Origin of the sequence: Rhodoplanes sp. SY1 (assembly GCF_046000175.1) — a bacterium.
Classification (GTDB): domain Bacteria; phylum Pseudomonadota; class Alphaproteobacteria; order Rhizobiales; family Xanthobacteraceae; genus Rhodoplanes.
In genome coordinates, this window is sequence record NZ_JBEOMB010000109.1 from 1 (window position 1) to 13,697 (window position 13,697).

A 13,697-nucleotide genomic window follows, 5' to 3' on the forward strand; every position below is an offset into this window, starting at 1 on the left:
CGGCGGCGCCGGCAGCGGCGCCATCGCGGCGGGCGCCATCGCAGCAGGCGCCATCGCAGCAGGCAGCATCGCGGCAGCCGCAGGCTCCGGCGCCGTCGGCGCGTCGGCCGGGGGCGGGGCGGGGCGGCGCGGGGTGCCGCGCAAATCCTGCTCGATCGACGCCAGCCGGTCGGCCATGCGGCCGAGCGTGCCGTGCGCCGCATCGAGCTGCTCGCGGGTGCGGCGGTCGGCGTCCTCCTGGTTCCGGCGCAGGCTCTCGACGTCGCGGGCGAGCGCCGTCAGGGCCGGGCTCGGCTCGGCCGGCGCGGCCTGCTGGGCCTGCAGCGCCTCGACATGGGCGAGCAGCTCGGCCATGCCGCGCTCCAGCGCCGGCAGCATCTCGAGCCGCTGCTCCGACTGCTCGATCTTGCGCACCAGATCGACGATGCGGCTCTCCAGCGGGGCGAGCCCGGGGTGATCGAGCGCCGAACGCTCGATGCGGTCGAGCTTGTCGGCGAGCAGGCGGATGCGATCCTCGACCTGCGCCACCATGGCGGCGTCGAGGGCACCGGCGCCCAGGCGATCGAGCTTGTCGTCGAGCTTGCTGATCTTGTCCTCGATCGGCGCCAGCGACGGGCGCTCGTCGGCGAACAGGTCGAACTTCTCCAGGCGCTCGGCGATCGACGCCATCAGGGGCTCGAGCGTCGGCGGCACGGCGGCAGGCGGCGCGGCGTCGCCGGCCGCGGCCGGCTCGGTGCGGGCGGCGTTCTGGGCCGTGGTCTGCGCGGCGTTCTGGGCGGCGAGCGTCTCGGCGATGCCGCAGATCTGGCGCTCCAGGCTGGCGAGCAGCTCGTGCTGGGGCGAGCCGAAGCCCGCCTCGGCGGCGGGCACGGGCGGCGCCGGCGGCGCCTGCTCGATCTTCTCCGACAACGCCCGCACCTCGGCGACGAGGGCGGCGAGCGCGTCGCCCGAGGCGACCGTCGAGACGATGCCGCGCAGCGTGCCGACCGCGTCCTGGAGCTGGTGCAGCACGGTCGCGTCGAGGCCCTCGGCCGTCACCTCGTCGATCTTGTGGAACAGCGTGTTGACCGAGCCGGCGAGCTCGCCGGGGCCGAGCCCGCGCAGCGCGTCGCGCACCTCGGCGAGGCCCTGCTCGAGCGGCGCCAGCACGGCCGGGTCGAAGCCGCCGCCGCGGCTCTGGTCGAGCTTGGAGGCGAGCGCCCGCACCTCGCCCTCCAGCGCCTCGAAGGCGTGGCGGGGGACGAGATCGTGGACGGCGCGGCCGATGCGGCGCAGCTCCTCGCGCAGCTCCGCGGCGATCTCCTCGGCCCGGCACGGCGAGCGCAGCGTCTCGATCTGGGTGGTGATCAGCCGCAGCTGCTCCTCCAGCCGCGACAGGTCGAGCGGCGGCGGGGCGAGCGCGGCCGGGTCCATCACGGGCGCGAACATGCTCGGCACCGACGGCGCGCCCTCGCTGTCGAGCGCGCGCTGGCGGGCCGCGATCTCGGCGACGGCGCGGTCGAGCGGGCTGGCGCCGGGGGCGCTGGCCGGCGCCGTCACGGGCACCGTGGCCTCGGTGGTGTCGAGGGTGGTGTGGACGAGCCGCTCGAGCTGGCGGGTGATGCCCTCGAAGCGGTTGCACAGGGCGACGAGGTCGCGGTCGGGCAGCGCGCGGCCCGGCAGCGCGGGCGCCGTCGGCGCGCGCTGATCCACGGCCGCGGCCGTCGGCGCAGCCGCCGCCGGCGCGGAGGAGACCTCGGGTGCCGCCGCCGTGGTGGCGAAGTCGGCCGGATCGGGGGTGCGCTCGTCCGGGATGACCGAGCCGAGCCACCGCCGGAACGACGATCCGGTGCGGTGCGCCTTGTCGGGAGCGTCGTCCCGCGCGTCGCGGCGACCCCCTTTGACGTAACCTGGCGCGCCTGTCATGTGGATACCCGGCCCAAACGCATCGAACGGAACCGCGACAAGGTTTTGCGCCGACATCCGGTCGTTAACGAACGATGGAATCGGGACGCGATCGGCGATCCTCCACCCGACTTTCCACGGGTCACGGTAAAGAAGCGGTTAAGCCGGGCTCACCGGAGCGCGAATTCGGGGCGGTGCGACACCGCGGCCATGGTTGCCACGGCGCGTCGACGACACGGCGGCGGTGCGGCGGTGCCGGCGGCGGATCTCCTGATCATGATTTCACGAACACGGGTGTGACATGACAAGCGCGACATCGGGGCTTTTCGTCGGACTGAGGGGACGCGCCGCGCTGGTGGTCGACGAGGAGCACACCGCCGTGCGGGTCGGCAGCGGCGGCGTCACGGCGCTCGCCACGCCCGTGATGGTGACGCTGATGGAGGCGGCCGCCGTCGATGCCGTGGCCGCGGCGCTGCCCGACGGCCGGCAGAGCGTCGGCGTGAAGCTCGACGTCGAGCACCGCGCCGCGACGCCGCGCGGCATGCGGGTCGAGGCGGAGGCCGAGCTGGTCGCGATCGACGGCCGCACGCTGACCTTCAGGGTGACGGCGCGCGACGCGGTCGAGACGATCGGCGCGGGCACGCATGTGCGGGCCGTGATCGACACGGCGCGCTTCGACCAGCGCCTCGCCGAGAAAGCGGCGGCCGCCGCCGGCTGAGGCCGAGACAGCCGCCAACGTCGGCCTCGTGCCCCGGACGAGGCGCGTCAGGCCGCAGGCCTGATGCGCCGCAGAGCCGGGGCCCAGGGGCGGCACGGCGAGCGGCAACGGGGGCCGTGCGGCAAACGGTCCTCCGACCGCCGCGCCGGATCGCCCTGGGTCCCGGTTCGCGGCGCGTCGCGCCGCGCCCGGGACACGACGCCTCCGCCGAGGCGACGCAGCGGAACACCGCGTGTCTGGACTGGCGGGGCATCCACGCGGCGGCATCATCCGCGTTCGGGCACCCCTCTCGACGATGTCTCCCACCGAAACGAAACCGGCCCGCGAAAGCGGGCCGGCTGATCGATGTCCGGTGATCGGCGACGCCTCGCGAGCGAGGCGTCGTGATCAGATCAGGCGCTCTTGGAGTCGCCCGACGCCTTCGGGTGCTTCACGTCGTGCCAGACCTTCTGGTACGTGAAGTACAGGAGGCCGGTGAGCACCAGGACGAAGATCATCACCTGAAAGCCGAGCTTCTTGCGCGCCTCGAGGTGCGGCTCCGCCGTCCACATCAGGAACGCGGTGACGTCCTTGGCGTACTGCTCGGTCGTCTGCGGCGTGCCGTCCGTGTAGGTGACGATGCCGTCGGCGAGCGGCGCCGGCATGGCGATCGCGTGGCCCGGGAAGTACTTGTTGTAGTTCGAGCCGTCCGGCAGCTTGAAGTCGGCCGGCGCATCCTCGTAGCCGGTCAGCAGGGCGACCATGTAGTCGGGCCCGGCCTCCTGATACTGGGTCAGGATGTCGAACACGAAGGTCGGGAAGCCGCGCTCGTAGGTGCGGGCCTTGGCCATGACCGACAGGTCGGGCGGCGCCGCGCCGTTGAACGCCGCCGCCGCGGCCTGGGCGTTCGGATAGGGCGACGGGAAGCGGTCGGCGAGGCGACCGGCGCGCTCGAACATCTCGCCCTGGTCGTTGGGGCCGTCCTTCACCTTGGCCTCGGCCGCCACGGCGGCCGCCTGCTGGGTGGTGAAGCCGGGGCCGCCCGGCTCCGCGAGGTTGCGGAACGACACCAGCGAGAGGCCGTGGCAGGCCGCGCAGACCTCCTTGTAGACCTGGAAGCCGCGCTGCAGCTGGGCCCGGTCGAAGGTGCCGAACGGACCCGCGAAGGACCACTTCTGCTGCGGCGGCTTCGGCTGCTCGCCCGCCGCCTGCGCCGTGCCGGTGCCGAGCGCCAGCGCGCCCAGACCGACCAGCGCGACGATCGCCGCGACCGCACCGACCTTCTTCTTGCCGCCGGCCATCGCCTCGGAGATCGAGTCCGGCACCGGCAGCGGCTTCTCGATCAGGCCGATCACCGGCAGGACGACGATGAAGTGCAGGAAGTAGTAGGCCGTGAGAATCTGCGACGCGATCACGTAGCCGCCTTCCGCCGGCTTGGCCCCGAGCCAGCCGAGCACGATGCAGACCGCCACGAAGATCCAGAAGAAGATCTTGAACAGCGGCCGGTAGGTGCCGGACCGGACCTTGGAGGTGTCGAGCCAGGGCAGGAAGGCGAGGATCAGGATCGACGCGAACAGCGCGATGACGCCGGCGAGCTTGTCCGGGATGGCGCGCAGGATCGCGTAGAACGGCAGGTAGTACCACTCCGGCACGATGTGGGCCGGGGTGACGCTCGGGTTGGCCGGAATGTAGTTGTCGGCGTGGCCGAGATAGTTCGGCAGGTAGAACAGGAACCAGAAGAACAGCAGCAGGAAGGCCGAGAACCAGAACAGGTCCTTCATGGTGGCGTAGGGCGTGAACGGCACCACGTCGTCGTCGGACTTCGGCTCGACGCCGGCCGGGTTGTTCTGGCCGACCACGTGCAGGGCCCACACGTGCAGCACCACGAAGGCGACGATCACGAAGGGCAGCAGGTAGTGGAGCGAGAAGAACCGGGTCAGGGTGGGATCACCGACCGAGTAGCCGCCCCACAGCCAGGTGACGATCGGCTCGCCGACCCACGGGATGGCCGAGAACAGGTTGGTGATGACGGTGGCGGCCCAGTAGCTCATCTGGCCCCACGGCAGCACGTAGCCGAGGAAGCCGGTCGCCATCATCAGCAGGTAGATGATCACGCCGATGATCCACAGCACCTCGCGGGGCTCCTTGTAGGAGCCGTAATACATGCCGCGGAACATGTGGATGTAGACGGCGAAGAAGAACATCGCGGCGCCGTTGGCGTGCGCGTAGCGCATCAGCCAGCCGTAGTTCACGTCGCGCATCAGGTGCTCGACCGACGTGAAGGCGAGGTCGACGTTCGGCGTGTAGTGCATCACCAGGATGACGCCGGTGACGATCTGGATGATCAGGATGAACGACAGGATCGCGCCGAACGTCCAGAGGAAGTTCAGGTTCTTGGGCGTCGGATACGACACGAAGGAGTCGTACAGCAGGCTGACGATGGGAAGCCGCGCCTCGAACCACTTGAGAGCGGGATGCGTCGGCTGAAACTTGGAAGGTCCACTCATTTTGGGTCTCTGTCCGGAGGGCACTGCGGGCCGCAGGCCGCGTCAGCCGATCTCGATCTTGGAATCGGACACGAAGCGATAGGGCGGGATCGCGAGGTTCAGCGGCGCCGGTCCCTGGCGGATGCGGCCGGAGTCGTCGTAGACCGAGCCGTGGCACGGGCAGAACCAGCCATTGTACTCGCCCGACTTGGCCATCGGGATGCAGCCGAGATGGGTGCAGATGCCGATGACGACGAGCCACTGCTCGTGGCCCGGCTTGGTGCGGTCCTGGTCGGTCTGCGGATCCTTGAGCTGGCTCATCGGCACGGCCTGGGCCTGCGTCACCTCCTGCTTGGTGCGATGGGAGATGAAGATCGGCTTGCCGCGCCAGGTCACCTTGATCACCTGGCCTTCGGAGATGGGCGCGAGGTCGACCTCGATCGGCGCGCCGGCCGCGATGGTCGAGGCATCGGGGTTCATCTGGGCGATCAGCGGCACCAACGTGAACCCCACCCCGATCGCGCCGACCGCGCCCGTGGCGATATAGAGGAAATCGCGCCGGGTCGGCTCTGATGGCAATGACGGATTGGTCACAGTCTTCGGTCCCTTTCGATACGATGGGCGGGCAACCCGGCGAGGGCCGACCCTGGCGAAGTCGGCGGCGGGATCGGCCGCGGCCGACCTCGCGTGCGGCGCGATCCGCGCCACATTGAATTCTTTCTATTGGCACCCTTTGGGCGGGAAGCGCAAGCCCGTCGGGTTGCCTGCGGCGTCATATGGCAAATAGGATGAGAGGGGTCCTGGTCCGGCGCATTAACGAAGCGGCGGCGAACCTGTCCCGGGAGGTGATCCCATGATCATCGAGGTTCTGAATGCAGGGTGCGACAGGGTCGCCGCGGCGGCCGCGCGGCGCGCCCTCGCCCGGCTGCACGCGACGGTCCGTTGACGCATGCGCATCGCCCTCTACGAGCCCGACATCCCGCAGAACACCGGAACGATCCTGCGGCTCGCCGCCTGTCTCGGCGTGCCGGTCGACCTGATCGAGCCGGCCGGCTTCCCCACCACCGACCGTGCTTTCCGGCGTGCCGGGATGGACTATCTGGCTTACGTGGACCTGACACGGCACGCCTCGTTCGACGCCTTCGAGGCGGACCGGCGGACGCGGGGGCGGCGGCTCGTGCTGCTCACCACCAAGGCGGCGACGCCCTACACGGCGCATCGCTTCGCGCCGGACGACGTGCTGCTGCTCGGGCGCGAGACCGGCGGCGTGCCGGAGCGGGTGCATGCCGGCGCCGATGTGCGGGTGACGATCCCGATGCGGCCGGGGCTGCGCTCCCTCAACGTCGCCATGGCCTGCGCCATGGTGGCCGGCGAGGCGCTGCGCCAGACCGGCGGCTTCGCCCCGGCCCTCGCGACGCCGGACCGGCTGTCCTGCGCGCCGGAGCCGCTTTCCTCCGCCCCGGTCGCGCTCTAGTCTTCCGAGACTAGCCCCGGAGCAGGAACGCCGCCGGCGTGTGCTCGGTCCGTCGCTCTCGACCCGTCGCTCTCGACCCGGCGCCCGCGAGACCTTCGTCCGACCGGCCGCGACGCCGACTCGCCGCTCCGTCCGATGCTCCGCCCGCCGCTCCTGTCATATGTCAAAAGCCGGATATGATCACATGACCACCCCCGTCTCGCAGCCCACCACCGCCACGGCGCCCGGCCCCGTCTCCTCGCCGCTGCCCGAGCCCGCCGTGCTCGACGCCCGCAAGCGCGAGGCGCGCGCCTGGTTCGAGCGGCTGCGCGACGACATCTGCGCCGCCTTCGAGGCGATCGAGGACGACGCGCCGGCGGCGCTCTATCCGGACCCGCCGGGCCGCTTCGTGCGCACCCCGTGGCGACGCACCGACCACGCCGGGGCGGACGGCGGCGGCGGCGTGATGGCGATGATGCACGGGCGGGTGTTCGAGAAGGTCGGCGTCCACGTGTCGACCGTGCACGGCGAGTTCGCCCCAGAGTTCCGCAAGGACATTCCGGGCGCCCTCGACGACCCGCGCTTCTGGGCCTCGGGCATCTCGCTGATCGCCCATCCGCGCAACCCGCATGTGCCGGCCGCACACATGAACACCCGCTTCGTCGTCACCACGCGGGCGTGGTTCGGCGGCGGCGGCGATCTCACGCCCGTGCTCGAGCGCCGCCGCACCCAGGCGGATCCCGACACGGTGACGTTCCACGCGGCGATGAAGCGCGCCTGCGACGCCCATTCCGACGTCGCCTCGTGGGAGCGGCTGAAGGCGTGGTGCGACGAGTATTTCTTCCTCAAGCACCGCAACGAGCCGCGCGGCGTCGGCGGCATCTTCTACGACTGGCTCGATTCCGGCGACTGGGCCGCCGACCTCGCCTTCACGCAGGACGTCGGCCGCGCTTTCCTCGACGCCTATCCGCGGATCGTGCGGGGGAATCTCGCGACACCCTGGAGCGAGGCGGAGCGCGACGAGCAGCTGGTGCGCCGCGGCCGCTACGTCGAGTACAATCTGCTGTACGATCGCGGCACCGTGTTCGGGCTGAAGACCGGTGGCAATGTCGAGTCGATTCTCTCCTCGATGCCGCCGCTGGTGAAATGGCCGTGAGGCCCGACGAGCGACCGCGACGGTGACGGGACCACGGTGGTGACGGGACGATGCAGATTCGCGAGGTCGCGATCGCCGGCTACCGGTCGCTGCGCGGGATCCGCTTTCCGGTCGCGCCCCTGACCGTGCTCGTCGGCGCCAACGGCGTCGGCAAGAGCAATCTCTATCGCGCCCTGCAGCTCCTGCAGGCGACCGCGGCCGGCATGCTCGCCCGCGAGCTCGCCGCCGAGGGCGGCATGCAGTCGGCCCTGTGGGCGGGCCGACGCGCCGCCGGCGCGCCGGTGCGCATCAAGCTCGCTGTCGAGATGGCGGACGACTCGACGCGCGGCGATGCGACCCGCTTCGCCTACGCGGTGGAGATCGGCCTGGTGCCGCCGATGGGCGCCGCCTTCCCGTTCGAGCCGCAGGTGAAGGAGGAGGCGCTCGTCCAGCATGGCGGGCGGCGCCCGCTGACCCTGCTCGACCGGCGCGGCCCCAAGGCCTGGGCGATCGACGACGACGGCCGCAAGCAGGCGCTCGGCGCCGCCCTGCTCGCCTCCGAGACGGCGCTCGGCGCCATCCAGGACGCGGCGCGCTGCCCGGAGATCGATCGGGTCCGCCGGACCATGCTGGACTGGCGCTTCTATCACGACCTGCGCAGCGACCGGGACTCGCCGCTGCGCCGGCCCTGCCTCGCCGTGACGACGCCGACGCTATCCTCCGACGGCGCCGACCTCGCCGCCGTGTTCGCGACGCTGGTGCACATCCGCGGCGACACGGCCGACCTCGACGCCGTGATCGACGACGCCTTTCCGGGCGCCCGCCTGGTGGTGCCGCCGCCGGAGCGCACCGCCGCGTTCGGCCTGATCTTCCCCGACTACCCGAAGCGGGTGTTCGAGGCCGGCGAGCTGTCCGACGGGACGTTGCGCTATCTGGCGCTCGCCGGCGCGCTGCTCGGCTACCGCCTGCCCGGCTTCGTCGCCCTCAACGAGCCGGAGGCGAGCCTGCATCCGGATCTCCTGGAGCCGCTCGCGCGGCTGATCGTGCGCGCCGCGCGCCGCACCCAGATCTGGGTGGTCACGCATTCGCAGCCGCTGGCGCAGGCGCTCGCGACGCAGGGCGGCGTGCAACCCCGCACCGTGATCAAGCGCGACGGCGAGACCTGGATCGAGGGCCTGCGCCTCGGCGGCGATTTTGCAGATGACGACGAGGAGGAGGCTGGGGAGGACGCCGAGGGGGCGTGAGGCGCGGTGTCGCCCCTCTCCTCGAAAGCCGCGCATTCCGGTATGATTTTTCGATGACGATCGCGACCTTCGACAGCCTGAAGTTCGCCCGCGCCCTGCGCGAGAAGGCGAAGATGTCGGCCGAGCAGGCCGAGGGCTTCGCCGATGCGGTCTCCGAAGCGATCCAGAGCGACCTCGCCAGCAAGGCCGACGTGACGGCGGTGCGACGCGATCTCGCCGACGTCGAGACACGACTGGACGGCAGGATCAAGGAGACCGAGCAGCGGATCAAGGAAACCGAACTTCGCCTGGAGGCGAAGATCGAGGCGAGCAAGGCCGAGATCCTCAAATGGATGTTCGGCACCATCGGGTTTCAGACGCTGATCAGTCTCGGCGCCGTGCTGGCCCTGTCGCGCGGCCTGCGGCCCTGACTCGGTGCCCGCGACCTACGCCGTCCGGTCTCCGCCGCGGCCGACGAGCACCGTCGCCACGATCCCGTCCAGCGCCTTGGCGTCCATCGGAAAACCGGCCGCGATCCAGGCTGCCTCGGCGGCCTTCATGGCGGCGCCGAGCGCCGGGCCGGCGAGGCCGCGGGCCATGAAGCGCGATGCCTTGATGGGGAAGCGCGGTGCGCACCAGCGCTGCGGCAACGTCACGAGCGACGTCCAGGCCGCGGCATCGGCTGCGCCCTCCGCCGGCACGTCGGTCGCCGATGCCCCAGCGCCGGCGCGCGTCCAGGCGAGCAGCATGCGGTCGGCATAGGGCACCGGCCCGAGCCGGTAGAGCAGCGCCTTCGCCTCGGCCTCGGAGGTGGTGGCGCAGAGCCGCCACCAGCCCTCCGCCATCGCGGCGAGCCGCTCGCTCTCGGCATTGGTCAGGCGCAGCCGCTCGCGCAGCCGCTCGGCGTCCTCGGCGATCAGCACGGCGAGCGCGCCGAGCCGGCGCGTCGGGTCCGGCGCCAGGCCGAGATCGCGCTCGCGCGCCGCCATGACGGACAGATCCCAGGGCCGGCCGATGCCGCCGAGCACGAGCTGGAGGATTCCGGTGTCCGCCATCGTCTGCAGGGTCGACGCCGCGGCCGGTGCCGCGACGAGCTTCATCAGCTCCATCCGCACCCGTTCGCGCGACAGCCCGCGCAGCTTCTCGCGTCCGACGATGCAGGCGTGCAGGCTGTCCGGATCGGCCGTGCCGTTGCCGTAGGCCGCCTGGAAGCGGAAGAAGCGCAGGATGCGCAGATGATCCTCGTCGATGCGGCGCGCCGGATCGCCGATGAAGCGCACCCGCCGCGCCTTGAGGTCGGGCAGGCCGCCGACCGGATCGTGGAGCGTGCCGTCCGGCGACAGCGACAGCGCGTTCATGGTGAAGTCGCGCCGCGCTGCATCGACGCCCCAGTCGCGGCCGAACGCCACGGTCGCCTTGCGGCCGTAAGTCTCGACGTCCTCGCGCAGCGTCGTCACCTCGAACGGCGTGCCGGCGGCGACGACCGTCACGGTACCGTGGTCGATGCCGGTCGGCACCGCCTTGAAGCCGGCCGCCCGGGCCCGCCGCATCACCTCGTCGGGCGCCGCCGTGGTGGCGATGTCGGTGTCGCCGGGCGGTTCGCCCAGAAGCGTGTTGCGCACCGCGCCGCCGACGACGCGCGCCTCCTCGCCGTCGCGGTCCAGCATCGCGAGCACGGCGGCGAGCGGCTCCGCCACGAGCCACGCGGCGGCGATGCGGCGCGTGGTCATTGCGTCGTGCCCGGCACGAACCGGCCGTTCTCCATGTGGGCCGGCACGTAGTTCGAGTGCGGCGGCGCACCGCTGAACTCGGCGAACACGACGAGGCTCGCGATCATCAGCGCCAGCGCCGCGAGCGTCAGCCAGCCGAGCACCGGAAGCCGCCACGAGTCGGGATGGATCAGGCCCCGGCGCGTCGCCAGTAGAAACGCCGCGTAGAGCACGAAAGGCGTGAGAAAGAGCGCGAGCTCGGTGAGAATCGGGCGGATCATCGCACGTCACACATCATGCACGTCACACATCATCAAACTCGCGATCATCACCGTCGCGACAACGCAGCGCGTCCGCGACCACCCGATCGCCCCCCTGATCATTTTTCGGACCTGATCATTTTTCGTAGATGCGTTCGTAGAGATTGCGGAGGATCCCCGCCGTGACGCCCCAGATGTATCGCTCCTGATAGGGCATCACGTAGAAGCGCCGCCGCAGACCCTTCCACTCGCGGCTGTGCAGGGCGTGGTTCTGCTTGTCCATCAGGAACGCGAGCGGCACCTCGAAGGCGTCCTCCACCTCCGCCTGGTTGAGGGTCAGCGTATAGCCGGGCGCGACCCGTGACACCACCGGAAGAATGCGGAAGCCGGAGAACGTACAGTAGAGGTCGAGATAACCGATCGGATCGACGAGGCCGCGGTCGAGCCCGACCTCCTCCTCGGCCTCGCGCAGCGCCGCGTCGAGGGGTGTCGCGTCGCCCGGATCGATCTTGCCGCCCGGAAACGCGATCTGGCCGGCGTGGCTCGGCAGGCTCGTGGTGCGCTGGGTCAGGATAATGCCCGGCTCCGGCCGGTCGACGATGCCGATCAGCACGGCCGCCGGCCGCGCCGGGATGACGCCCGCCGCCGTCCACAGGTCGGGATCGAGGTCGATGTCGCCGCGGGTCGCCGGCTGCTCCGGATCGGTCAGCGCCGCCGGCACCGCCATGTCGAGCTTTTCGCGCGCCCGATCGAAGAAGGCGTGGCCGAGCGTGAGCGGGTCGATCGCCGGCTGGTCGGTCGTGGTCATCGGCGTCTGCCCCCCATCATCGTCACAGGTGATCCTTCAGCGCGTCGGCCGACGTCATCGGAAAGAAGGCGGCGCCGGAGGCGACGCCGAACATGGCGCGGCCGTCGACCGCGCGCTCCTCACCGCGCGCCACCAGGTCGTAATAGACCGGTCGGACGACGCGAGCCCACAGGCCGCGCCGCACGTGCAGGTAGGGCTTGAGCCCGCCGGTCCCGGGCTCCGGCTCGAAGCGCAGGGCATGGTTTGCGTCGCAGGTCACCCAGTCGTCGACATTGGTGCGGAAGCGCAGCACCGGCGCGCCGCCTTCGGGCGCCGGCCCGGCCACCATCTCGACCGCCAGGAACGGTGCGTCCTCGACCACGATGCCGCACTTCTCGACCGGCGTGACCAGCACGTAGCGGTCGCCGTCGCGGCGGAGCACCGAGGCGAAGAGCTTGACGAGCGCGGCCCGGCCGATCGGGCTACCCTGATAGAACCAGGTGCCGTCGGCGGCGATGCGCATCGGGATGTCGCCGCAGTCGGGCGGATTCCACAGATGCACGGGCGGCGGCCCCCGCCCGGCCGCGGCCGCCACGGCACCGGCGAGGGACGCGATCGGTCCGTCTCCGCCCTGCCCCGCCCCGCTCTGCCCTTCCTTCGCCACGGTTCGCCTCGATTCTGTCGGGCTGCTCTGTCCGGCTGCGCGGTCGGCGACGCCGGTCCCCGTCCCTCGTCCGCCTGCCCGAAAGGTCGCGCGAACGTGATGCGGTGGTGTCCCAGCCCGACTCATCTCGACAGCCTATGGTGCATAGGTGAGAGTGGGAACGGCCGGACGCAACGGCGGGCTGGCCCGGTTGATGCATGGCTGGTGTCGCACGGGTCGGTCGACCCTGAAGGGCGCCGTGACTCGATGTCCCCGGACCCTGTCCGGAGTGTCCCCGGACCCTGTCCGGAGTGTCCCCGGACCCTGTCCGGAGTGGTGTCCGGACCAGATCCGGAATGATTGATCGGCCGGCCCGGCGGACCCGTCGGGCGGCCTCGACGAGGAGCACGGCATGGTGCCGAGCGGCGAGAATCTCGAGAAGCTGGAAGACATGATCGTGCGCGCCGCGGAGACGACGGCGAGCCATGTGCGGGCCGCGCGCGCCGCGGTCGGCACCGTGATCTTCGGGCAGGACCGGGTCGTCGAGCACGCCATCATCACGATCCTGTCGGGCGGTCACGCGCTGCTGGTCGGCGTTCCCGGACTCGCCAAGACCAAGCTGGTCGACACCATGGGCACGGTGCTGGGCCTCGACGCCAAGCGCATCCAGTTCACGCCGGACCTGATGCCGTCCGACATTCTCGGCAGCGAGGTGCTGGAGGAGAATCCCGGCGGCAAGCGCAGCTTCCGCTTCATCCCGGGACCGGTGTTCGGCCAGCTCCTGATGGCCGACGAGATCAACCGCGCCAGCCCGCGCACCCAGTCGGCGCTCCTCCAGGCCATGCAGGAGCAGCACGTGACGGTCGCCGGCGTCCGCCACGACCTGCCGAAGCCCTTCCACGTGCTCGCCACCCAGAACCCGCTGGAGCAGGAGGGCACCTATCCGCTGCCCGAGGCGCAGCTCGACCGCTTCCTGATGGAGATCGATGTCGACTACCCCGATCTCGACGCCGAGCGAAAGATCCTGTTCGACACCACGGGCGCCGAGCAAGGCACGGCGAAGCCCGCGATGAGCGCCGACGACCTGATGGCGGCGCAGCGGCTGGTGCGCCGCCTGCCGGTCGGCGAGTCGGTGGTCGAGGCGATCCTCGCGCTGGTGCGCTCGGCCCGCCCCGGCGCCGAAGGCCCGGACGGCAAGCTGATCGCCTGGGGCCCCTCCCCGCGCGCCAGCCAGGCCCTGATGCTCGCGGTGCGCGCCCGCGCCCTGCTCGAAGGCCGCTACGCGCCGTCGATCGACGACGTGCTGGCGCTCGCCGAGCCGATCCTCAAGCACCGCATGGCGCTCACCTTCGCGGCGCGTGCCGACGGCGAGACCGTACCGGGGATCATCGGCCGGCTGAAGGGCCGGATCGGATAGGCC

General features: G+C 71.3%; 12 protein-coding genes and 1 pseudogene. 6 read left to right on the plus strand and 7 right to left on the minus strand.

The genetic code is table 11. The features are described 5' to 3' along the window. Positions 1 to 1,905, minus strand: a pseudogene (locus tag ABTU92_RS23055) (hypothetical protein); the annotation flags it as partial. Positions 1,906 to 2,185: 280 nt separating this feature from the next. Here ABTU92_RS23055 and ABTU92_RS23060 point away from each other — a divergent pair. After that, entirely contained in the window at positions 2,186 to 2,602 is a 417-nt protein-coding gene (locus ABTU92_RS23060; RefSeq protein WP_408093964.1) for a thioesterase family protein, read from the plus strand. Between the two features lie 392 nt (positions 2,603 to 2,994). Here the strand turns inward: ABTU92_RS23060 and ABTU92_RS23065 are convergent, their stop codons facing one another. Continuing rightward, the gene (locus ABTU92_RS23065; RefSeq protein WP_408093965.1) at positions 2,995 to 5,088 is read right to left on the minus strand and encodes a cytochrome c1; all 2,094 of its coding nucleotides are present in this window, start codon (positions 5,086 to 5,088) and stop codon (positions 2,995 to 2,997) included. 42 nt (positions 5,089 to 5,130) lie between these two features. After that, positions 5,131 to 5,661, minus strand: a complete 531-nt coding sequence (petA, locus tag ABTU92_RS23070; RefSeq protein ID WP_111357433.1) for a ubiquinol-cytochrome c reductase iron-sulfur subunit — start codon at positions 5,659 to 5,661, stop codon at positions 5,131 to 5,133. A gap of 355 nt (positions 5,662 to 6,016) precedes the next feature. Between petA and ABTU92_RS23075 the strand changes: the two genes are divergently transcribed. The 4 genes from ABTU92_RS23075 (at position 6,017) to ABTU92_RS23090 (ending at position 9,309) form a co-directional block, all read left to right on the plus strand. After that, the gene (locus ABTU92_RS23075) at positions 6,017 to 6,541 is read left to right on the plus strand and encodes a tRNA (cytidine(34)-2'-O)-methyltransferase (protein ID WP_408093966.1); all 525 of its coding nucleotides are present in this window, start codon (positions 6,017 to 6,019) and stop codon (positions 6,539 to 6,541) included. A 184-nt stretch (positions 6,542 to 6,725) separates the two neighbouring features. Further along, positions 6,726 to 7,676 (plus strand): oxygen-dependent coproporphyrinogen oxidase, encoded by a 951-nt coding sequence (gene hemF / locus ABTU92_RS23080; RefSeq protein WP_408093967.1) that lies wholly within the window; start codon positions 6,726 to 6,728, stop codon positions 7,674 to 7,676. 50 nt (positions 7,677 to 7,726) lie between these two features. Then, positions 7,727 to 8,899, plus strand: a complete 1,173-nt coding sequence (locus ABTU92_RS23085) for an AAA family ATPase (RefSeq protein WP_408093968.1) — start codon at positions 7,727 to 7,729, stop codon at positions 8,897 to 8,899. Between the two features lie 53 nt (positions 8,900 to 8,952). Next, complete coding sequence (locus ABTU92_RS23090) at positions 8,953 to 9,309, plus strand: DUF1640 domain-containing protein (protein ID WP_408093969.1); 357 nt, start codon at positions 8,953 to 8,955, stop codon at positions 9,307 to 9,309. Positions 9,310 to 9,324: 15 nt separating this feature from the next. Here ABTU92_RS23090 and ABTU92_RS23095 read toward each other — a convergent pair whose 3' ends face one another. From ABTU92_RS23095 to ABTU92_RS23110, 4 genes are all read right to left on the minus strand, one after another. Next, a complete protein-coding gene (locus ABTU92_RS23095) occupies positions 9,325 to 10,608 on the minus strand; it encodes a CCA tRNA nucleotidyltransferase (protein WP_408093970.1) in 1,284 nt (427 codons plus the stop codon). Beyond that, positions 10,605 to 10,868, minus strand: coding sequence for a DUF6111 family protein (locus ABTU92_RS23100; RefSeq protein WP_408093971.1), 264 nt, complete (start codon positions 10,866 to 10,868; stop codon positions 10,605 to 10,607). Before ABTU92_RS23100 ends, ABTU92_RS23095 begins: the two co-directional genes overlap by 4 nt. A gap of 115 nt (positions 10,869 to 10,983) precedes the next feature. Further along, positions 10,984 to 11,655 (minus strand): CoA pyrophosphatase, encoded by a 672-nt coding sequence (locus ABTU92_RS23105; RefSeq protein WP_408093972.1) that lies wholly within the window; start codon positions 11,653 to 11,655, stop codon positions 10,984 to 10,986. Positions 11,656 to 11,677: 22 nt separating this feature from the next. Continuing rightward, positions 11,678 to 12,298, minus strand: a complete 621-nt coding sequence (locus ABTU92_RS23110; protein ID WP_408093973.1) for a DUF1285 domain-containing protein — start codon at positions 12,296 to 12,298, stop codon at positions 11,678 to 11,680. 391 nt (positions 12,299 to 12,689) lie between these two features. Here ABTU92_RS23110 and ABTU92_RS23115 point away from each other — a divergent pair, with 391 nt between their 5' ends. Continuing rightward, positions 12,690 to 13,694, plus strand: coding sequence for an AAA family ATPase (locus ABTU92_RS23115; RefSeq protein ID WP_408093974.1), 1,005 nt, complete (start codon positions 12,690 to 12,692; stop codon positions 13,692 to 13,694). The last annotated feature ends 3 nt before the right edge of the window (positions 13,695 to 13,697 follow it).